Source organism: Sinorhizobium sp. 6-70, assembly GCF_030124375.1.
Taxonomy (GTDB): Bacteria; Pseudomonadota; Alphaproteobacteria; order Rhizobiales; family Rhizobiaceae; genus Sinorhizobium.
The window spans coordinates 436,251-455,963 of sequence record NZ_JASKLS010000002.1 but is presented as its reverse complement, the minus strand read 5'-3'; the positions used below and the strand labels follow the sequence as shown (position 1 = coordinate 455,963).

The 19,713-nt window shown below is 59.2% G+C and carries 17 protein-coding genes and 1 pseudogene; 11 read left to right on the top strand and 7 right to left on the bottom strand.

Annotated features, from left to right (window positions below; genetic code table 11):
• The first annotated feature begins 51 nt into the window (after positions 1-51).
• Together QN222_RS05900 and QN222_RS05895 are read left to right on the top strand one after the other, a co-directional pair.
• Positions 52-819 (top strand): CpsD/CapB family tyrosine-protein kinase, encoded by a 768-nt coding sequence (locus QN222_RS05900; RefSeq protein ID WP_283960748.1) that lies wholly within the window; start codon positions 52-54, stop codon positions 817-819.
• A 123-nt stretch (positions 820-942) separates the two neighbouring features.
• Positions 943-2,094: a peptidoglycan bridge formation glycyltransferase FemA/FemB family protein gene (locus QN222_RS05895; RefSeq protein ID WP_283960747.1), complete on the top strand. Its 1,152-nt coding sequence runs from the start codon at positions 943-945 to the stop codon at positions 2,092-2,094.
• A 174-nt stretch (positions 2,095-2,268) separates the two neighbouring features.
• Here the strand turns inward: QN222_RS05895 and QN222_RS05890 are convergent, their stop codons facing one another.
• Both QN222_RS05890 and QN222_RS05885 read right to left on the bottom strand, forming a co-directional pair.
• A complete protein-coding gene (locus QN222_RS05890; protein ID WP_283960746.1) occupies positions 2,269-2,904 on the bottom strand; it encodes a polysaccharide deacetylase family protein in 636 nt (211 codons plus the stop codon).
• 68 nt (positions 2,905-2,972) lie between these two features.
• Positions 2,973-3,998 (bottom strand): glycosyltransferase family 2 protein, encoded by a 1,026-nt coding sequence (locus tag QN222_RS05885; protein ID WP_283960745.1) that lies wholly within the window; start codon positions 3,996-3,998, stop codon positions 2,973-2,975.
• A gap of 299 nt (positions 3,999-4,297) precedes the next feature.
• On the opposite strand from QN222_RS05885, the gene QN222_RS05880 reads away from it, so the two are divergent.
• The 3 genes from QN222_RS05880 to QN222_RS05870 all read left to right on the top strand — a co-directional run bounded on the left by QN222_RS05880 (position 4,298) and on the right by QN222_RS05870 (position 7,836).
• On the top strand, positions 4,298-5,527 hold the full coding sequence (locus tag QN222_RS05880) for a glycosyltransferase family 4 protein (RefSeq protein WP_283960744.1): 1,230 nt from the start codon (positions 4,298-4,300) through the stop codon (positions 5,525-5,527).
• Entirely contained in the window at positions 5,499-6,431 is a 933-nt protein-coding gene (locus tag QN222_RS05875) for a glycosyltransferase (protein ID WP_283960743.1), read from the top strand. The genes QN222_RS05880 and QN222_RS05875 overlap by 29 nt, the downstream gene beginning before the upstream one ends.
• A gap of 724 nt (positions 6,432-7,155) precedes the next feature.
• Positions 7,156-7,836 (top strand): sugar transferase, encoded by a 681-nt coding sequence (locus QN222_RS05870; RefSeq protein ID WP_283960742.1) that lies wholly within the window; start codon positions 7,156-7,158, stop codon positions 7,834-7,836.
• A gap of 94 nt (positions 7,837-7,930) precedes the next feature.
• On the opposite strand, the pseudogene QN222_RS05865 reads toward QN222_RS05870, so the two are convergent.
• From QN222_RS05865 to QN222_RS05850, 4 genes and pseudogenes are all read right to left on the bottom strand, one after another.
• Positions 7,931-8,605: pseudogene (locus QN222_RS05865) on the bottom strand (LuxR C-terminal-related transcriptional regulator); the annotation flags it as partial.
• A gap of 1,072 nt (positions 8,606-9,677) precedes the next feature.
• Positions 9,678-10,814, bottom strand: coding sequence for a glycosyltransferase (locus tag QN222_RS05860; protein ID WP_283960741.1), 1,137 nt, complete (start codon positions 10,812-10,814; stop codon positions 9,678-9,680).
• A gap of 117 nt (positions 10,815-10,931) precedes the next feature.
• Entirely contained in the window at positions 10,932-11,915 is a 984-nt protein-coding gene (locus tag QN222_RS05855; RefSeq protein WP_283960740.1) for a glycosyltransferase, read from the bottom strand.
• A gap of 111 nt (positions 11,916-12,026) precedes the next feature.
• Positions 12,027-12,233, bottom strand: a complete 207-nt coding sequence (locus tag QN222_RS05850) for a hypothetical protein (protein ID WP_283960739.1) — start codon at positions 12,231-12,233, stop codon at positions 12,027-12,029.
• Positions 12,234-12,660: 427 nt separating this feature from the next.
• On the opposite strand from QN222_RS05850, the gene QN222_RS05845 reads away from it, so the two are divergent.
• From QN222_RS05845 to QN222_RS05820, 6 genes are read left to right on the top strand one after another with little or no spacing between them, the layout of a single operon-like run.
• Positions 12,661-13,155 carry an acyltransferase gene (locus tag QN222_RS05845; protein ID WP_283960738.1) on the top strand — a complete coding sequence of 165 codons (495 nt, stop codon included), beginning with the start codon at positions 12,661-12,663 and terminating at the stop codon, positions 13,153-13,155.
• 1 nt (position 13,156) lies between these two features.
• The gene (locus tag QN222_RS05840; RefSeq protein WP_283960737.1) at positions 13,157-14,194 is read left to right on the top strand and encodes a Gfo/Idh/MocA family oxidoreductase; all 1,038 of its coding nucleotides are present in this window, start codon (positions 13,157-13,159) and stop codon (positions 14,192-14,194) included.
• Positions 14,191-15,297 carry a DegT/DnrJ/EryC1/StrS family aminotransferase gene (locus tag QN222_RS05835; protein WP_283960736.1) on the top strand — a complete coding sequence of 369 codons (1,107 nt, stop codon included), beginning with the start codon at positions 14,191-14,193 and terminating at the stop codon, positions 15,295-15,297. Before QN222_RS05840 ends, QN222_RS05835 begins: the two co-directional genes overlap by 4 nt.
• Positions 15,287-15,991, top strand: a complete 705-nt coding sequence (locus QN222_RS05830) for a DapH/DapD/GlmU-related protein (protein ID WP_283960735.1) — start codon at positions 15,287-15,289, stop codon at positions 15,989-15,991. The genes QN222_RS05835 and QN222_RS05830 overlap by 11 nt, the downstream gene beginning before the upstream one ends.
• A gap of 15 nt (positions 15,992-16,006) precedes the next feature.
• On the top strand, positions 16,007-16,981 hold the full coding sequence (locus QN222_RS05825; protein ID WP_283960734.1) for an SDR family oxidoreductase: 975 nt from the start codon (positions 16,007-16,009) through the stop codon (positions 16,979-16,981).
• Positions 16,978-18,171 carry a DegT/DnrJ/EryC1/StrS family aminotransferase gene (locus tag QN222_RS05820; protein WP_283960733.1) on the top strand — a complete coding sequence of 398 codons (1,194 nt, stop codon included), beginning with the start codon at positions 16,978-16,980 and terminating at the stop codon, positions 18,169-18,171. Before QN222_RS05825 ends, QN222_RS05820 begins: the two co-directional genes overlap by 4 nt.
• 30 nt (positions 18,172-18,201) lie before the next feature.
• Here QN222_RS05820 and QN222_RS05815 read toward each other — a convergent pair whose 3' ends face one another.
• Entirely contained in the window at positions 18,202-19,710 is a 1,509-nt protein-coding gene (locus QN222_RS05815) for an O-antigen translocase (RefSeq protein ID WP_283960764.1), read from the bottom strand.
• Between the last annotated feature and the right edge of the window lie 3 nt (positions 19,711-19,713).

Sequence of the window (19,713 nt, the reverse complement as noted above, 5' to 3'; positions counted from 1 at the left end):
GAGGAAAGCCAGGAACAGCTGTACCGTTTATGCGAATTCGGGGTGTGAGATATGGAACACCGTAAAGTATCCCTGCAGGAGCGAAGCGCGTCAGAACGACCGGGCCGGGCGGGAAGCGAGGCGCTGTGGGGGAAGTTGGCACCGTTGCGAACCGACCCACGTGTCATAACTGCCAACCGGATCGTCACAACGAGCCGGCTGAACCCGGCACATACGGTATTCGACATGATGCGAACCAAACTGCTGCAGCAGTTACAGCAGAACAACTGGACGACGGTTGCCATCACGTCGCCGACACCCGGATGCGGCAAGACCTTCGTCGCCTTGAATCTGGCCTTCAGCCTGGCGAACCAGCGGGAGTGTCGCACGGTACTCGTCGATCTGGATCTGAAGCGACCGCAGGTTGCCAAGATGCTTGGTGTAGGGGCCCCGACAACGATCGAGAATTTCCTGAAGGGTGAGGGCGAGATCGCCGACGTTTTTCTGCGCCACAACGACAATCTCGCAATTGGCGCCAACAGCCAGGCCGTGTCGTTTTCGGCGGAGCTATTGCAAAGCCGCGAGACAGTAAAGGTGCTTCAGGAGATGCGGCAAAGGATGTGCCCGGACGTCGTCCTGTTCGACATGCCGCCGATGCTTTCGAATGACGACGTCATGGCATTCCTGCCGAATGTCGATTGCGTCATTCTTGTCGCGGCAGCCGAGCAGAGCACCCTTGGCGAACTCGATATCTGCGAACACGAACTATCTGAGAGGACCAACGTGCTCGGTGTCGTTTTGAACAAGTGCCGATTTGCTCCCGAAAAATATGGCTACTGAAGTGCCTTTGCCTCTTTCGCGAAGTGTCGAATTTGCATGCAGCATTTCAAAGTGCTGCCGCAACCTTAGCGGGTCCGATCGGACGCGCGGCGCCGCAAGGTCGCCCAAAGGCTTGAGACGACTTTGACCAAAACGCCGGCAACGATTGCGTCGGCACAGAGTTGGATGGATCAGGTGAATCAAACAGTAGCGATGAACGCGTTGCTCGGCGAAAGTTCGGTGTCAGGCGCGCGTGCCAGCATCAGGCATCTTGATCGCTCACAATGGGAGTGTGCAGTCCGGACCTTTTTGGACTTCAACTACCGTCAAACGTGGCCGTACAGCGAGGCGTTGGCGAAAAAGCGTGGCGCGGTAAGCGAACACGTGGCTGTCCAAAGTGGCGGTGAAGTCCTTGCGCTGGCAAACGTTCGCATCAAAGCGCTACCAGTCATAGGCGGAGGACTGGCTTATATTAGTGGCGGCCCCCTTGTTCGGAAGAACCATGGCCCTGACAACGACCTTGAACGCCTTGAAATATGCCTTGAGGCGCTGGATCGAGAGTACGTTCAGCGTCGCGGTCTTGCGCTTCGCATTGCGGCGCCAATCGATCTGCCTGAGCGAAACCACGCTGTCGCCCAGCGATTCGAGCGCGCTGGATTCCGTGCATGTGATGGAAGCGGGCAATACCGAACAGTGCTCATCGATCTTGATCGATCTTCAGAAGGTTTGCGGTCGTCACTTCACAGCCATTGGCGGCGGAACCTCAATACTGCCGAGCGCAACGGCCTCGAGGTGAGCTTTGGCACGGACCTGTGTCGCTTCGAGCAAGTTGGCCATATGCTTGAGGCTCTTGAGGTGAGAAAGGGCTTCACTGCTGGTCTCAATGCCAAATTCTTTGCAGATATTCAGGAGAAGCTATCGGCTCAGGACAGGTTGATTGTTGGGCTGGCTCAGCAGAACAACGCACCGGTTGCCGGAAGCATTATAGCCATTCATGGTGATGTGGCGGTATATCTTGCCGGGGCAAGCACCGACGTCGGGCGTGAGTTGAGGGCTTCCTATATCCTGCATTGGCGAACGATTGAAGTCGTGCGAACACGCGGCTCGCGTTGGTACGACTTGGGGGGAATAGACCTCTCTGCCAATCCCGGGGTGAGCTCTTTCAAACTACGGACCAATGGCATTGACGTTACAGCCGCGGGTCCTTTTCTAAAATCGCCGGAAGGCGCTCGCGCACGCATCGCTTCTTGGGCGGAGCGTGCCTACGTATGGGCTAGGCGGATGCAAAGCAGATGAATGACGACGTCATGGCATTCCTGCCGAATGAGGATCCTCCGCCGCTGCCTCCAGCCTCCCTTGCGAGCGATACGAACCCTTCCGGGTGGAAGGCTTTGGTGCCGTGATACAGTGCCGTGGTCCTTGCCCGCCGCCGTAACGCTTTAATTTACCCTTCCTTGAATCGTCGCCAGGTTAACGAAACCTGCCCCAGGTTCGTGCTGTGATCGTCATACGAACAGCTCTGCGCAGGCGGCGCCAGATCGGTAGTTCACCGGACAAGATCTGCTCGATTGCGCTATCGGTTGCATCCCGGCGAACCGAGGTTCGCGGTCTGAGAAAAGGCGCATCAACAAAATGCCCCCCGTCGCTTGAATAGGCGGTCGCATAACCGGCCCTCCGCAAGCCCAGCAACACAGTACCATTGTACCGCCCGAACGGGATCGACGCGGACCGAATAGGTACTCGGCAAATTTCCTCCAGGATCCTCTTTGACACGTCCAGTTCGTAGTTCAACTCTGTCGCCGAAAGCTTGGACCAATCGCAATGAGCGACGCCATGGCTACCGACGGGCATCCCCATCTTCATCAGTGCGCGGATGTCGTCAGGCCCCAGGGATCCTGGCTGGCCAATGCGACCCGCCAGAACGAAAAACTCCGCCTTTAGGCCGCGCCGATCCAGTTCAGGCGCTGCGACCAGCAGGTCGGATATGTTACCATCATCGAAAGTGATGGATAGCCGTTCGCGGTGTGGATGGTTAGCGATGCGGTCGAGCACCTGACGGAAACGGTCTACGTCGATCCAGTAATCGGCTTCGCCTGCGTCGAGCACACGAGATGGCTTCCCTATGCCATGAAAATTTACGATCCGGCATTTTTCTGTGGCCGCTCCCACCTCGACTATCTCGCTGATGAATCGGATGCCTGCTTCAGCGGCATCACGGCACTACGCAGCCCTGCTCGGTGTATCGATCCCCGGCAGGATCGGGCTGCTTCTCCAACGGCAATCGCCAACCTGAACAACGCGGTCTGCAAAGGCCCGTGATGCCGTTGGTAGTAGCGTATCTTATTGGCCGTCATCAGCGCGAACAGCCGCGGATCCGTTCCGGATTCTCCACCGGCATGGATGACCTGCGACCTTGGCTCGTAGACGATCTCGAAACCCGCCTTGCGGACACGCCTCTGATAATCCACTTCTTCACTGTAGAGAAAAAACGACTCGTCCCATCCGCCGACCGCACGGCGCGCCCGCGCTGAAACCAACAGCGCCGCACCGGTCGCCCACTCCACCGGTCCCGCGCATTCATATCGGGTCGGCTCGCTGATTACCTCCCCCCAACCAAGTCGCGCGGCCAGTTTTCCTCCTAGAATGGCCTCGGCCCAAGCGGTGAGGATGGAGGGTTCTCGTCGTTGTGTCGGATCGGTCTTTCCGTCCTGCCCGTAATTTCGGGGAACGGCGATACCCACCGATGGCATTGCAGCGCGTTCGACAAGCGGTGCAACAGCTCCGGGGCAGAGCCGAAGATCGGGATTCAGGATGAGGATGTGCGAGTCCTGATACACCGTCGCCGCTGCCACATTGATGGCCGCCGCGTAACCAGCGTTGCGGCCCATGCGTCTCACGCTGGGCCCGAGGGGGTGGGCTTCTGCCAATTCGGCCGATCCATCGCGAGAATCATTGTCGACGACAATGACCTCGAACCGCTCGATGCCCGCCAAGCCTTCTGGAAGTGAGTCCAGCAGGGAAGGCAGCACCGAAGCGCTGTTGTATGTGACAATGACGACTGACACCGTGGCGGCCGGCCGACCCTCGTGATCCGGCTGCTTCCCTGATTCCACGGGGCCGTCAGCAATCCTGCCTGCAGCCTCGATGCCAAGCGTCTGAGCGATGGCTTCCTCCAAACCTTCAAGCGTCGATGATGTCATGTCATTCACCACCCTGAAACATTTCTGCAAGAAATCGCTAAGTCAGCACCTCCAACGGAAGCGGATACCCGAGAAATGCGGTCGGGCCGGCCGTAAGTCCGAGTAACGACTGCCCACCAGTCTCCCGTACGTTCCAGAAGCGCCCGCAAAGAATTCCTAAGATTATTAACCCCGCCGCCCGAGCGAGAGTACCTCAACAAAAGGCGCAAGGAGCTATCCAGTTTGCCGACTGGAGGCTTATGGACGACCAAACGTATGGTGAGCTTCGACGCCGTTCTCGAAATCTTCGCGGGGCCAGCATGTCACAATGCCGCCATGTCCTGATCCTTGTCGAAAACCTACCCGTTCCCTTTGATCGGCGGGTCTGGCAAGAAGCGCAGGCGCTGCACGGAGCTGGCTACGAGGTGTCCGTGATCTGTCCCGCGGGCAAGGGCTACGACGAAGCGTACGAGGTGATCGACGGCATACATATCTATCGGTATCCGCTACATGAAGCAGCTTCGATTGCAGGATATCTGCGGGAGTATTTCTCCGCCCTTGTCCATCACGGCCTCCTTTCATTCCGTGCACGGCGACGCAGGCGGATCGACGTCATACAGGCGTGCAACCCGCCGGACCTGATGTTCCTCATCGCGCTGCTGCACAAGCTGCTTTTTGGTACCTTCTTCGTGTTCGACCACCATGATCTCGGACCGGAGCTCTACTACACGAAGTTCGGCCGCAAAGACCTCCTCTATCGGTTGCTCTGCTTCTTCGAAAGGCAGACTTTCCGCGTCGCGGATGCGAGCATCGCCACGAATGAAAGCTTTCGCGATATCGCCGTTGCACGCGGCGGCATGCCTCCTGACCGGGTAGTCGTTGTGAAGAGCTATCCTGAAGCCTCCAGGTTTCACCGCACGGAGGCTGAGCCGTCGCTCATGGTCCCAGGAAAGCATCTCGTGGGATACATCGGCATCATGGGTGCACAGGACGGTGTGGAAACCCTTGTACGCGCCATGGACGAGGTCGTCCGTGTTCGAAAGCGTGACGACATTCATTGCGTCATCATCGGCGATGGACCCGAACTCAACCGGCTGAAGGCGCTTTCTGCCGAGTTCAAGCTGGAAAGCTCGTTGCGCTTTACCGGTTATCTCAGTGGTCCCCGGCTCATGGCGCATCTGTCGGCCCTTAGTCTCGGGATCATCCCGGATCCGCCGAACGAGTTTAACGACAAGCTCTCCATGAACAAGGTATTTGAATACATGATGTTAGGCTTGCCGATCGTCCAGTTTAGTCTGGGCCAGGCGACACGTGAAGCGGAAGGTGCGGCGCTTGTCGTCCCGGAGCACACGCCGCAAGCCCTCGCGAGCGGCATAGTCGGCCTGATCGACGACCCGGACCGACGTAAGCGCATGGGCGTCTTAGGCCGCGCTGTCGCCGAACGCCGCTTTCAATGGCCGGGCGAGGCCCGGCAGTATCTCGACATGTATCGAACCCTGTTCCGGCCGGGATTGAGCGTCAATGATCAGCGTCATTATCCCGCATCTTAATCAGCCAGAGGCACTGAGATTTTGCCTCAGATCCCTTTGCGGCCAGGAAGGTGTCCGACAGCCGGTCGAGTTCATCGTCGTAGACAACGGCTCGAAGGCAAAACCAACGGCGATTTGCTCGAGCTTCCCTGCAGTTCGACTCTTGTCTCAACCGATCCCTGGTCCGGGACCGGCACGCAACCTCGGGGCATCATATGCGAACGGGGAGATCCTTGCGTTTATCGATGCCGATTGCATTGCCGACGCCAACTGGCTGGGCGAGATCGAGCGCCGTTTTTTGCAAGATCCCCAGATTGCAGTCCTCGGTGGCGATGTGCGGATCGCGTATCAGGATCCCTGCCGGCTTACCCTCCTGGAAGCCTATGAGAGCGTATTCGCCTATCGCATGAAGGAGTACATCGCCCGGCAAGGGTTCACTGGAACCGGTAATCTTGCCGTTCGTAGGGAGGTCTTTTTGGCAGTTGGCCCATTTGGGGGGATAGAGATCGCGGAGGATCGCGATTGGGGTCAGCGGGCATTGGGTCAGGGTTATCGCACACACTATTGTCCCAACATGATCGTCTACCATCCGGCGCGGAGAACCTTTGGCGATCTCGCAAGGAAATGGCGACGCCACACAATACATGATTTTGCGCGCATTCAGTCCAAATCCGGCTGGCGACTGCGCTGGGTCCTTCGCAGCGTTGCCGTTGCGCTCTCTCCCCCGGCAGAGTTGGTCCGGATTGCCTCCTCGGAGCGACTGAAAGGCTGGCGGCCGCGTGCACTCGCATTTCTTGGCGTCGTTCTCATTCGCTTCTACAGATCTGGGATCATGCTTGCGCTTGCGGCGGGCGTACGCGCGTCTGAGCTGAATGGCGGATGGAACCTAGCAGCGCCGTCTGCTCCGCCTCGTGATCGGTCGTAGCGGCCGACTGCGGCCCCCTCACGGCACCAAGTGGATTGGTTCGGCTGCCTGCATGGCTCTTTATCCTATGGCTTCCTCAGGCGGGTGACATCCCTGTCGGCGTGGCGTGCGTTTGCCGCGGACCCGAGGCCGGATGTGGTAGAAATCGTGGTCAATTCGACCAGGGCACCGACTGCTTACCAGTGGCCTCCAACGAAAGAGGGTATTCCATACCTCACCGGCAGCGCTGCAGGCTGACATTCTCACTCAATCTGCTGCCCACGTCAGCAGGTCGGATGTCTTCCAAGAACCGGGCAAGCGCGGTCATGCTGTCTTCGATCGGGGGTCAGCTTCCTTGCGGAAGTCGTCGCGGAGCTGGCGCGGCTGTGGTCTCACCGAGACGCAGCTTCCTCGTCGAAGAACCGGAGCAGGGGAGCAGGTCAGGTTTCGATTGCCGCGCTACCCATGAAGCAACTGCTGCAGAGGGCTGGAGTAGAACATTTTCTGACGTGCAAAGTGCAAAATAATATAACCGCGTTGTTGTAATACTAAATCAAATTATCTAAAGACGATCTATTGATATCACAATAGTTTACTTAATAAAATTATAATGCCGTAAGCGAAATACATAGGTTATTTGAGTTAAAAGTCATATATATTTATCCTGCATCGGGTTTTCATTCCGAGACTAGGGCAGAGATATCTGCGCTTGCGGCGAGTCCACTATTAATCGTGGAGGGGCGCGATGTCGAAAAATCCTAGGATATACCCGCACTGGCTCATTGCGCGGCCGCTATCGCGCGATTCGGCGATAGGCACCCGGCCCTTCTATCTGACCGCCAAACGCGGTTTTGACATCTTGGCGACATTGATAATCGGACCATTAGCCTTGGCCATCATCGGCGTCCTGGCGTTGCTCATTCGCCTGGATGGCGAGAAAGCATTTTTTTGTCAGCCACGGCTTGGCAAGGGAGGAAGAGTTTTCAAACTCTGGAAACTTCGCACCATGGTTCCCGACGCGGAACGGAGGCTGGAGGAATATCTGGAGGCCAACCCCCCGGCTCGCGTCGAGTGGGATCAGACGCAGAAGCTTCAAAATGATCCTCGTGTGACGTCGCTCGGCAAATATCTGCGCAAATATTCTATCGACGAGTTGCCGCAGCTCTTGAATGTCCTTCTTGGCGACATGAGCCTCGTTGGCCCACGGCCGATGCTGCCGGAGCAGCGGCCAAATTACCCCGGCAGTGCATACTTCACTTTACGACCTGGGATCACCGGGCTCTGGCAGGTCAGCGAGCGTAACATGTCTACATTTGCCCAGCGCGCAATATACGACACACGCTATGCTGGCATTGTGTCCTTCGGCACTGATCTTTCAATTCTGTCGAGGACAATCTTTGTGGTTGTGCGCGGGACGGGGGTTTGACAACCATTCTCGCGCACACGAAGGTCGGCGTTGTCTGACAGCGCCACGCGCAAGGGGCCGGAGGACGATCGTTAGGCGCCCGCCGGTCCCCTGTTCAGTGATCTGGCCAGTTCGTTTCGTCGCTTGAAGGATCGCTGGGAAACAGATCATTGATCTTATAGGCGACTTCCGTCCTGTTCGTGGCCTTGACCTTCTTCATGATGTTGCGGATGTGAACCTTGACGGTGCTTTCTCGAAGGTTGAGCTCATAGGCAATGATCTTGTTCGCTTTTCCGCGCCGCAGAGCCTCCACCACTTCGGCTTGACGCGCCGTGAACATGCCGGCCAAGGGACGCGCAACCGTATTGCCCGTTTCGAGCAGCCGACGCATTGCGAATACGCTGCTTGCCGGAACGAAGGTCCCACCTGCCACGGCGAGATCGATTGCCTCGATGCACACATCTATGCTGACCGAGGAAGGAATATAGCCCTTGGCGCCATACTCGAGCGCCTTCATTATCTGGGCGAGCTCGTCCGTATCGGCCAGTACGACCACCGGCGCCGGTTCGAACTCGGATGCGAGCCTCCTTATTTCCTCGGCAACGGCCGGATCAACGATCTTTCTTCCGCCGACGTTCAGCAGGATCGAGGACAGCGGCGGATGTTGGTGTCGCTGTTGCCGCCATTCTTCGATCGAACCGAATGCCAGGACGCGCATGTCCGCCTTGTGGGACACTATGCTTTGCGCCAGGCATTGGCGATCAAGCGCCCGACTGTCGATAATCACAAGCAAGCGTTCCGGAACCGAAGGTTGCTCCGTGCTTGTGCCAATATTGTTGTCGACTTGCGCGGAAATTTCGTTTTGTATATCTTTTCCATTGGCTATCAATTTCATAGTTATACGTCTCCCCAATAGCAATCTCGTCGCAATATTTTTCGGTGTATTGATATTTCTTGCTTGCGCGAGATTCTACTTTGCAGATTTCAACTGAAAACGTGGCAAATATACCCTGCCTTTGAAGCGAAATTCACTACATAAGTAATGCTTGAAGTTATGACGCCGAGGTGGCCTAAGGGCCTCGGCCGCTGCCCCCAGGCAGATCCAGGCCGTCATTCGCAGTCTGCCCTATTCCAATGTAGGGTAAAGACCCCCAAAATCTTATAGTAGACGTACCTCTTTTGCGGTACGGGTGCATCATCCGCCGACGGATAATCGAGGCAGCGAATTTGCTGCAGCTAACTGATCGCGCTGAGTTCATGGCCTTAGCCCCCTTGGCGCGCAGTGAAAGTCATTCGAGGCATCCGACCGATGACTGTGCGCACCGACTTCATCACCAAAATTTCGCCGAATATATACTTAAGTAAAAACTAATAAAAATTAGGCTACTATAATGGCATCGAGGACGAAACGACCAAATTGGGGCATTATGACTGAAAAAAGGAGTATAAGCACTTACACGACGGCGATGTAATTTCGAAAAATCATACATATGTAGTATAGCGTGTTATTATAGCCGATACCTCTTTTGAGCATTCCTGGCTGTGATATCTTCATCTCGCGACCGAATCGCGGCGGCATATTGTCGACGTGGAAAACTGAGCACGGTTGTTCACTACAGCGCCGCGCGTCTTTTCAGACGCGCAAAAAAGGCTGTAGCACTTTGAATTGTTGCATGTTCTGTCCTTTAATCGGCTACGATTAAAGGCGACATGCAGTAGCTGGACGATAGGATGTCGCCCGAGATGTGTGCGAACCGGGCGACAGACCGCCGAAAGCTGATGGCAACTGGCCCGCGCTCGGACCGATCGGTGGCTACTGACCTACAGAGCCGTGGTTTTAGAAAGTTCTGCTACGGAGAGTCTCAGATCCCGATTTGAGCGCGTCGCCATCGCCGACACAATTCCTCCAGGCGCCAACGGAGTGCGGAGGCGGCCCACAGCGGGTGCAGCGGCAGCGCGGTCATTCCCAGCCGCTTGCGTCTGGCAAGCGCTCGACCTGTTTTCGTGTTTCCCGTATCCCGGTGGATTTCGTTTGCAAGGGCCTCGAACGCGTCAACCGGAAAGTCACGGAAGCCCCTGGCATACGCATAGTTGACGTTCTCAAGCGCTTGGCGTGCCATGGTGCGGCGAGCAAGTTCCAAAAGTTGTGATCCTTCCGTCAGGCCGCGCCCGACCCCCGCGAACACGGCTTCGAAGGACTGCCAGCGCTGCTTGAGATCGATCAACTGACCGAGCGCGGTGCCGGAACTGAAGTCCTGTTTGTTCATGTTGGTTGCGTGGTGCCGGTAATAGGCCTGATCCACGCCGACCACAAAGCCAATGTCGGAAACCGCAGAGGTCCGTAGCCACATCTCGAAGTCACCCGCGTGCGGCAGGTCCGCGCGATATCCGCCGATTTCGCGCAGCACAGCAGTTCGCATCACGGCCTCCGGCGACGCGATGACGTTATATCCCGAGCGACAACGGCCCTGCAGCCAGGTCGCGCCGGACCAAATGATCCAGTCGGTTCCTTCGCTGCGACTCTCTGGCAAGTCCTTGCTGAAGTGAATGGCGTTGCCGTAGACCATTCCGACGGATGGCTCGGCAATCAAAAGTGCGGCAGCTCTGGGAAGCGCGCCCGGCGTCACGAGGTCATCGGCCGATAACAGCAACACGAACTCCCCGGTTGCCGCATTCAGGCCCTCATTGTAAGTCGCGATATGGCCCTTGTTTTGCTGGTGCTGGATCACACGTATGCGTGTGTCGCGGCCCTGGAGCGATAACGCGACAGCGAGGCTGTCGTCTGTCGACCTGTCATCGACTATGATCACCTCGACTTCGATGCCTGGCTGGTTCTGCGTGACACTTTCGACGCATTGGCGCAGATAGCGGCCATAATTGTAGCACGGGATCACAACGCTGACGCGAGGGACGCGCTGCAGCGGAACAGGCTTCCGGCGCCGGCCCTTTGTCAACGTCACCAACAGAGTGTTGAACACACCCAGCGTCGATCGTGTCATAAGGTAGGCCTCCAGTGCCTTCGGAACGCGACATCAACCGCTGTTCCAGCGATACGCCATCTTGGTAAAGGTCTTTCGACTGAATGTCCGGCACGATCGGACGTGAGGCGCAACGGATCATGTCGCCTCCAGGAAATCCGCGTAAATCTGCGTCACCTCTTCCTGCTCCCGTTCAAGCGAATACTCTGACGAGATAAACCTGGATGCCTTGGCGCCCCGCGCCTGGCACCAGCCCGGATGCGCATGTTCCATCGTTATCGCATGCTCGATCGCTTGCGCGAGGCCGAGGAGGTCACCAGCTTCGATGGGGGCACTGAAGTCCGGGCGGAAGAATTCTCGCCCGCCAAAACCGTGGTAACCAACCACATAGTTTCCGCAGGCCATCGCTTCGGCGGGCGGGAGACCCAGACCTTCCTGGTGGGAGACGGCCAGAAACATTTTCGTTGTCTGCAATTGCATGGCAACTTCTGACTGGGGAATACGGTCCAGCGGCACCACGTCCCAGCCATCGAGAAGTCCGCGCCCGCGTAAAAGTTCCAGCACCTTGAAGGCATCGCCGGGCATCCTCCGTGGCATATAGGCGATGCGGTTTGTTCGAGGGCCCTCGGCCGGATGAAACATCCCAGAATCTATGCCGACGTGGACTCGGCGAACATCAACGTGCTCGAACGCATAGCCCAGCGCCTCTTGGTTGTGCTTGGAAACGGCGATAACACCCTTCAAGCCGCTGCCGGGTGCGTAATGCTTTGCGGTAAAACGCGTCTTGGCATCCCAGGTGAGATGTACATTCTGGTTGAATATTACGTATTCGGTGCCGGGAGGAAGACGGTCCAGGATGTCAACGCACACTTCCGGGATCACGAGGATATCTCCCCGCAGAACCATCGTATCCCCGACATAGGCGATGCGGCTCCGATTTTCGAACCACGTGCAGCGGAATCCCCGTCGTTGATGCAGCACGAACGCGTCCATGCCGGCTGAATTCAGCATGTCCACATGCCGGTATATAACTCTGATGCCGCCCGAGGGCCGCTGGTAGTCCGGGGTCAGGAAATAAATGGTCGGCCTTACCGAGCGCTGCGGCCCGGTGACAACGCGCATCCGACTTTGCCACGCTCTTCTTAGCGCCGCGATTTGCTGAAACGCGCTCGTGGCGAGTTCTGCCGATAAGTCTACTGCCGCACGATGCATTGTTAGCGATCCGCGCCCCGTTCATCCATTTGCGACAACCAGTTTATTCGCTGAAATACGACCGGGCCACATACCCAAACGTTGGACGTGTTGCATCGAACGGGCGAGTAACACGGGATTTTCTACATCCGGCATTCCCCTCGGCCGCTTGCCGAACATCGAGCGCGGACATTTGCCGCGCCACATGGTCTGCTGGTTGAGGCCGAGGCCGCGGATGTCGCCCTTCATTGAGCGACATGTTCTCCGCCGCCGATCGTCAACTCGGCTGGTAGCCCGCATAATGACTATTTTGGGCTAGAGCCAAGATACAAATTCGGCTCCACCGATGAGAGTTGCAGCGCGTGATCATCAAAGTTGTGCACGCGAATACCTCTTTCGATGGCTTAAATACTTAATATTGTTTTCTTTACTGCCTAGGCGAAAAAGAATTCTTTTAAATTTCGAAGGTTTGGCTCTTTGCTCCGAGAAGAAGCGCGAAAGGGGGCCCGGCCAGATTCACAGGTTCATATGAGTTCAACGGCCGCTACTGCATGATTCCTTAAATCGGAAGCGGTTTAAGGAAAATCATGCAGCACTTCAAAGTGCTACAGCGGCCTTGGCGCGTCCGAGTGGACGCGCCAAGGCCGCTGTAGGAAGAGCATAGGGGCTTGTCGGCATGATCGCGTCCGATGTCACGCTGCATGAGGATGTTGTCATCCATCATCCGGATCTCGTCAATCTCTATGGTTGTGCGGTCGGCGCGGGCACGCGGATCGGCACGTTCGTGGAAATTCAGAAGAACGCGGCGATCGGCCGGAACTGCAAGATCTCCAGCCATTCCTTCATCTGCGAAGGGGTGACGCTCGAGGACGGTGTCTTCATCGGTCACGGCGTCATGTTCACCAACGACATCTATCCACGTGCAGTGAATGCGGATGGTGGTCTCCAATCGCAGGCCGATTGGACGGTCGTGCCGACACGGGTCAGGCGGCGCGCCTCGATCGGCAGCAATGCCACCATTCTGGCAGGCGTCACGATCGGGGAGGCCGCCCAGGTGGGCGCCGGCGCCGTGGTGACCAGGGATGTACCGAACTTCGCGATCGTTGCCGGCGTGCCCGCCCGGATCATCGGCCGCGTCAAGGATGCCACGATCGAGACTGCGGAGGGGTGAGATGATCGGCGTTGCTGTCGTCGGCTACGGTTACTGGGGACCAAACCTCGTGCGCAACTTCTGGGAAACGCCCGGCGCGCGCCTCATCTCCGTATGCGATCTGCGCAAGGAGCGATTGGCGACGGTCCAGACCCGTTATCCGGCCGTTGACATCACGGACGATTTTGAAGAGGTGCTTCGCGACCCGCGGGTCGATGCCATTGCGATCGCGACGCCGGCTGCCGCGCATTTCAAGCTCGCCATGAAAGCGCTGATGGCGGGAAAGCACGTGCTCGTCGAAAAACCGATGGCAGCAACGTCGGACGAGGCTCGTCGCATGGTCGAGGAGGCGGCGCGTCGCCGCCTCGTGCTCGCCGTCGACCACACCTTCGTGCATACGGGCGCCGTCCGCAAGATGCGGGAGCTCGTCGAAGACGGGCTCGGCGACGTCTATTACTACGACTCGGTCAGGGTCAATCTCGGCATCTTCCAGCACGATGTCAGCGTCATCTGGGACCTTGCCGTGCACGATCTGTCGATCATGGATTACGTACTGCCGGAGCGACCGGTGGCGGTGTCGGCCACGGGCATGAGCCACGTTGCCGGCGAGCCGGCAAATATCGCCTATCTCAATCTCTTCTTCGAAAGCCAGCTCATCGCTCACATCCACGTCAACTGGCTCGCCCCGGTCAAGGTGCGCCGGACGTTGATCGGCGGCAGCAGCAAGATGATCCTCTACGACGATCTGGAGCCCAGCGAGAAGATCAAGGTCTACGACAAGGGCATAACGCTGAACGGCAACCCGCAGAAGAACGGCGAAAAGGTCTACCAGATGCTGGTCGGCTATCGCACCGGCGATATGTACGCCCCCCATCTCGATGTCGCCGAGGCGCTCGGCGTCGAACTGCGCCAGTTCATCGCTTGCATCGAGCGAAATGAAAAGCCGGTTGCCGACGGAAACGCAGGGCTGCGCGTGGTGAGAATCCTCGAAGCCGCCACCCAGTCGCTCGCCGAGCGCGGCCGGGTCATCGAACTGGAGCATATGAGGCGTATCGCATGATCCCCTTTCTCGATCTCCGGGCGCAGTACGCATCGATCAAGGACGAGATCGATGCGGCAGCACTGCGCGTGCTCGCGTCGGCGCAATATGTTCTGGGCGAGGAGGTCGCTGAGCTTGAACGGGAGTTCGCCTCCTATTGCGGCACGCGGCACGCAATCGCCGTCAACACGGGCACCAGTGCCCTCCATCTTGCGCTGCTCGCACTTGGCGTGGGCCCCGGCGACGAAGTGATTACCGTGCCTTTCACGTTCGTCGCCACCGTTTCGGCGATCTGCTACACCGGCGCGCTGCCGGTCTTTGTCGATGTCGAGCCGGTGACGCTGACCATGGACGCAACGAAGCTCGAGGCGGCAATCACGTCTCGAACCAAGGCGATCGTGCCGGTCCATCTTTATGGACAAATGGCTGACATGAACGCCATCAAGGCCGTTGCGGACCGGCATGGCATCGCCATCATCGAGGATGCCTGTCAGGCCCACGGCGCCGAATACAAGGGCCGCCGAGCCGGAAGCATCGGGGTATCGGGCTGCTTCAGTTTCTATCCGGGGAAGAACTTGGGCGCCTGCGGCGAAGGCGGCATGGTCGTTACCAGCGATGACAGCCAGGCGCGCACGATGCGCATGCTGAGGGACTGGGGTCAGGAAAGCCGGTATCACCACGTGCTCAAGGGCTTCAATTACCGGATGGACGGCATCCAGGGGGCCATCCTGCGGGTAAAGCTCAGGCATCTCGATGCCTGGACGCAAGCGCGCCGCGCGCATGCGGCGCGCTACTCTGCGCTGCTTGCGGGCTCCGACCTTGTGAAGGCGCCACTCGAGGTCGCCGATAGGCGTCATGTCTACCACATCTATACCGTCCGGTGCCGGGATCGCGAGGCGCTGCAGCACGCCCTCAGCATCGAAGGCATACAGTTCGGCCTGCACTATCCCATTCCGGTGCATCTGCAGAAGGCCCATGCCGACCTCGGTTACGCGCCGGGCGATTTTCCGAGATCAGAGGCCGCCGCCCGGTCGGTTCTGTCGCTCCCAATCTATCCGGAAATGACGGTCCGGCAGGTCGAGCAGGTGGTGTCCGTAGTGGAGCAGGAGGCCCATGTCCACTGATCGCTCTGCGGGCATCCGAATTGTCCATGCGGTGCACGGCCGCCGAGAAGCCGTTGCCGATCCGAGCTATCAGCCGGCGCTGGCCGACGCGCTGAAACAATCCTACGGCACGGAGGGGCTGGTCGAGCTCTACGGCCGCTTCATGCCTGGCGACGGCTTCGTCGACCTGCTGATGCGCAAGGCGATCTGGCAAGGCGTTGCGAAGAGCTGCGGCTCCGGCCTGCAGGTCGGTAGCGGCGCCGGTTTCAAGCATCCCGAAACGTTCGAGATCGGCAACAGCGTCTTCATCGGCGCACAGGCTTACATCCAGGGCCGCCATGACGGCAGATGCGTGATCGGCGACAATGTCTGGATCGGCCCGCAAGCCTATCTCGATGCCCGAGATCTTGTCATGGAGGAGTTCGTGGGATGGGGGCCGGGCGCCAAGATTCTCGGCTCAAGCCACACCGGCCTTCCCGTCGACGTGCCGATCATCCGCACAGACCTCGAAATCAAGCCGGTTCGCATCGGCGCGTGGGCCGATATCGGGACCAATGCGACGATATTGCCGGGCGTCACGATCGGCAAAGGCGCCGTCGTGGGCGCGGGCGCGGTGGTCGTCTCGGACGTCGAGCCCTTTGCTGTTGTTGCGGGCGTGCCCGCGAAATTCCTGCACTGGCGAACGGATTGCTCACCGGCGCCGGCGGAACAATGAACGAAGGGGCGGGCGATGAAAGACAAGCGGATTCTGATCACGGGCGGAGCAGGTCTCATAGGCTCACATATTGCCGATCTCGTTGCGCGTGAAGGACCACGGGAAATCCTGATCCTCGACAATTTCGTGCGCGGGCGCCGCGAAAATCTCCGTGAGGCGGCGAGCACTGGCCCTCTCAGGATCATCGAAGGCGACATCAGGGACCGGGCGCTTCTGGCCAAGTCGTTCGAAGGGGTCGACGTCGTCTTTCATCAGGCAGCGATTCGAATCACCCAATGCGCCGAGGAGCCGAGGCTTGCCTTCGATGTCCTGGCGCAAGGCACGTTCGATGTGCTCGAGGCTGCGGTTGCAGCCGGTGTGTCGAAGGTGATCGCAGCCTCCTCGGCCTCCGTGCTCGGCCTTGCAGAAAGCTTCCCGACCACCGAGGAGCACCATCCCTACAACAACCGCACGATCTACGGCGCGGCCAAGGCATTCAACGAGGGGCTGCTGCGCAGTTTCGCGGAGATGTACGGGCTCAACTATGTCGCGCTCCGATACTTCAACGTCTACGGGCCGCGCATGGATGTCTACGGCGCCTATACCGAGGTCCTGATCCGCTGGATGGAGCGCATTGCGACGGGACGACCGCCGATCATCTTTGGCGACGGCACGCAGACGATGGATTTCGTGCATGTGCGCGATATCGCACGGGCAAATCTCATGGCTGCAAAGTCGGATGTGACGGACGAGGTGTTCAACGTTGCAAGCGGTGCGGAAACAAGTCTGCGGGCGCTGGCGCAACTGCTCACCCGTGTCATGGGGCCCTCGCTCGAACCGCAGCTTGAGCCGGCGCGCAAAGTGAACGCGGTCACGCGCCGGCTGGCGGATACAAGCAAGGCGGAGCGGCTCCTGGGGTTCAAGACAGAAATCACGCTCGAGGAGGGACTGCGCGATCTCGTCGCCTGGTGGCGCCGCGAGCGGGCCTCGACAGGTGGAGAAGCCGCATGAGTGAGGCACCTCGCCAGATCCCGGTTGCCAAACCCGTTCTCGACGAACGGGAAGTCGAGGCGGTGCGGCGGGTTATACTTTCGGGATGGGTGACGCAAGGTCCCGAGGTTGCGACGTTCGAACGGGAGTTCGCCGCCTTCGTTGGGGCGGCCCATGCCTGTGCCGTCTCGAACTGCACCACGGCGCTTCATCTGGCCTTGCGTTGCGTTGGCGTCGGTGCCGGCGATGAAGTGGTGACGGTCAGCCATTCATTCATCGCGACAGCGAACGCCATCCGCTATTGCGGGGCGCTACCGGTCTTCGTCGACATCGAGGCCGGCGGCTACAACATGGATGCCGAGCTCATCGAGGCAGCGATCACGCCGCGCACAAGGGCAATCCTGTGCGTGCACCAGCTCGGCATGCCCTGCGATCTTCGCCGCATCGTGGAAATCGGCAAACGATACTCCATTCCGGTTATCGAGGATGCCGCCTGTGCTGCCGGAAGCGAGATACTGTGGGATGGGCACTGGCAAAGAATCGGCAAGCCGCACGGGGATATCGCTTGCTTTTCATTCCACCCGCGCAAGGTCGTTACCACCGGCGACGGCGGCATGCTGACGACAGCAAGCGACGAATACGACCGAAAATTCCGGCTGTGGCGCCAGCACAGCATGAGTGTTCCAGATACCGTCCGGCACGGCGCGAAGCAGGTGATCTCAGAGGATTATCCGGAAATCGGTTACAACTACCGCATGACCGATGTCCAGGCGGCGATCGGGCGGGAACAGCTGAAGCGGCTTCCAGCACTCGTCAAGCGGCGAAGGGGACTGGCCAGACAATATACAAGACGCCTTTCGGAAGTTGCGGAACTGCAGGCGCCGGTTGAGCCGCGTTGGGCCCGGAGCAACTGGCAGAGCTATTGCGTGACATTGCCCGCCTGGATCGACCAGCGGCAGACGATGCAGGCCCTGCTCAATTGCGGCATCTCGACCCGACGCGGCGTCATGAATATCCACCTGGAGGAAGCCTATGCCGGAAGCGACACGCACAGGGCTGCCACCGACCTGGCGCGAAGCGTTTCCGCACAACAGCGGTCGGTGATCTTGCCGTTCTTTGCGCAGATGACCGATGCCGATGTGGCGTGGGTCGTCGAGGAGCTCCTGTCCATTCCGGCGATCGCCGAACCCGCGGCGCTGCGGGCGGTATGACGTGCAGGCATCTCCCCTCGTTTCGCGAGGTCACACGGATCTCGAGCGCCAGGCCCGCAGCGCCGCGGGCAATGAAGCGCGCGGTACGAGTTCTGCGAGCATGCGCAGGGAATAGGCTCCGCTCAGCATCGCCGTTACTATGCCGAGGACAGCCGCAGGCCAGGGCGGCAGCACGAAGAGGGCACCGAAGACGAGCACCGACGCAGGCAGGAAGACCAGGGCGAGTTTGCGATTGGTCGCGGACCAGCGGAAGCCCGAGAGGTGCCGAACGATCGCGAAGATCAGCAGGCCGTGCCAGACATAAAGGCCGAAAAACGCAGCACCTGCGCCGATTGAACCGAACGAGCCGACCAGCAGCCACGCGAGACCGACATGCACCACGGTCGCTGCGACCTCCGTCCAGAAGAAGGCTTTTTTTGCTCCCTTGGCGAGGACGATGAACCCCATCGGCCAAGCAATGACACGCAGCATCATGCCGAGGCAGATCCAGCGAAGCAGGTCCACTGCGGCGTAAAACTCAGGCGAGTAAAGCAGCCTCATGACCAGTGGGGCGGCGGTCAGGGTGGCGATGAGCCCGGGCCCGGCGAGAAGCATGCTGATCTGCGCCTGCTCATTGACGAGGCGGTTACATTCGGCATCGTCTTGCGCGACCGCAGTCAGGCGCGGATAGAAGTCGGTGCCCATCGCCTGCAGGACGAAGCTGGCATAGAAACCGCCGAGCGTCCAGGCTGCCTGGTATAGCCCCGCTGCCACGATGCCTTCCGTTCTCATCACGATGAGGCGAATTGCGTAGGCCGCCCCCAGCGTCAGGAAACCGCTGGCCATGAAAACGACGCCGAGCTTCAGAAGGGCAGCGGTTTCCTCGGAAATCTGCCGGGTGGATACTGGCCGTGGGCCGATACGTATCTGCCTGCGATACCACCAGCAGGTCGCAAGCGTGGCCGCTCCGGCGGCGACGAGCGAAGGCACGATTCCCGACGCGCCGAACAGATAGATCAGCGGGATGCTGATCGCGGTGCTGAAGAACGCTGCAAGGACATTGATGCGGGCTAGGCTGGCAATGTCGCGCATGCCTTGGATCAAGGCGGTCTGGCCGTCTGCAAGCAGGCGGAAGAGGATCGCTGCGGAAAGCAGCGCGACGCCACCGGCGTAGCCGGGACCGCCGAAGGTGAAATCCGCGATTGGATAGGCGAGTGTTGCGAGCAGAAGGGCGCCGAGAAGCCCGAGCACCAACGACGTCCGCCTCAACACGGTCGCCGTTCGGGCAACCCTGTCCGCGTCGCCGCTGCCGGCCGCTTCGGCAATCTGGCGTACGCCGCTTGCCTGGATCCCGAGCCCGGCGAGCGCACAAGCAATATCGGCGATGGAACTGTAGAGGCCGATCAGCCCGACGCCTGCAGGACCGAGAAGCAGAGCCATTGCCTTGTTGCGGATGATGGAAAATAGCACGGTGATGACAGACGAGCCGCCGATCAGGGCCGTCGACCTGAGGATCTGGCTGTAGCTCGGTCCACGGTCAGGGCTCGCGCGCGCTTCCATCGG

Coding starts and splice junctions, on each gene's coding strand:
- QN222_RS05900 (WP_283960748.1), top strand. CDS start 52: ATGGAACACCGTAAAGTATCCCTGCAGGAGCGAAGCGCGTCAGAACGA.
- QN222_RS05885 (WP_283960745.1), bottom strand. CDS start 3,998: ATGACATCATCGACGCTTGAAGGTTTGGAGGAAGCCATCGCTCAGACG.
- QN222_RS05880 (WP_283960744.1), top strand. CDS start 4,298: ATGTCACAATGCCGCCATGTCCTGATCCTTGTCGAAAACCTACCCGTT.
- QN222_RS05875 (WP_283960743.1), top strand. CDS start 5,499: ATGATCAGCGTCATTATCCCGCATCTTAATCAGCCAGAGGCACTGAGA.
- QN222_RS05870 (WP_283960742.1), top strand. CDS start 7,156: ATGTCGAAAAATCCTAGGATATACCCGCACTGGCTCATTGCGCGGCCG.
- QN222_RS05860 (WP_283960741.1), bottom strand. CDS start 10,814: ATGACACGATCGACGCTGGGTGTGTTCAACACTCTGTTGGTGACGTTG.
- QN222_RS05855 (WP_283960740.1), bottom strand. CDS start 11,915: ATGCGCGTTGTCACCGGGCCGCAGCGCTCGGTAAGGCCGACCATTTAT.
- QN222_RS05850 (WP_283960739.1), bottom strand. CDS start 12,233: ATGAAGGGCGACATCCGCGGCCTCGGCCTCAACCAGCAGACCATGTGG.
- QN222_RS05845 (WP_283960738.1), top strand. CDS start 12,661: ATGATCGCGTCCGATGTCACGCTGCATGAGGATGTTGTCATCCATCAT.
- QN222_RS05840 (WP_283960737.1), top strand. CDS start 13,157: ATGATCGGCGTTGCTGTCGTCGGCTACGGTTACTGGGGACCAAACCTC.
- QN222_RS05835 (WP_283960736.1), top strand. CDS start 14,191: ATGATCCCCTTTCTCGATCTCCGGGCGCAGTACGCATCGATCAAGGAC.
- QN222_RS05830 (WP_283960735.1), top strand. CDS start 15,287: ATGTCCACTGATCGCTCTGCGGGCATCCGAATTGTCCATGCGGTGCAC.
- QN222_RS05825 (WP_283960734.1), top strand. CDS start 16,007: ATGAAAGACAAGCGGATTCTGATCACGGGCGGAGCAGGTCTCATAGGC.
- QN222_RS05820 (WP_283960733.1), top strand. CDS start 16,978: ATGAGTGAGGCACCTCGCCAGATCCCGGTTGCCAAACCCGTTCTCGAC.
- QN222_RS05815 (WP_283960764.1), bottom strand. CDS start 19,710: ATGGAAGCGCGCGCGAGCCCTGACCGTGGACCGAGCTACAGCCAGATC.